This is a genomic window from Vogesella mureinivorans (assembly GCF_007644035.1).
Classification (GTDB): Bacteria; Pseudomonadota; Gammaproteobacteria; order Burkholderiales; family Chromobacteriaceae; genus Vogesella; species Vogesella mureinivorans.
On the sequence record NZ_VMTV02000368.1, the window covers coordinates 1 to 277 of the forward strand.

Below are 277 nucleotides of genomic sequence, written 5' to 3' on the forward strand. Positions count from 1 at the left end.
CGAAGCCACCCGCGATGCGATCCGCCACTATGCCCATGGCATCGGTGACGACAATCCGCTGTGGTGCGACCCGGAATATGCCGCGACGACGAAATACGGCTCGATCGTCGCGCTGCCTTCGTTCCTGTTCACCACCAGCCGCATCGTCTCCGGCTACTGCGGCGGCCTTTCCGGCGTCCACGCCATGTGGGCGGGCGCCGACTGGACCTGGCACCAGCCGGTGCTGCGGGGCGACACCATCACCACCGTCGTTCATACCATCGAGTAAAGAGGCAAG

1 protein-coding gene is annotated in these 277 nt (G+C 65.0%); it reads left to right on the forward strand.

Features of this window, described 5'->3' with window-relative positions; all coding sequences use genetic code 11:
• On the forward strand, window positions 1-268 hold a 268-nt coding region (locus tag FLQ44_RS11040), incomplete at its 5' end, for an FAS1-like dehydratase domain-containing protein (protein ID WP_206208822.1).
• Window positions 269-277 lie beyond the last annotated feature (9 nt).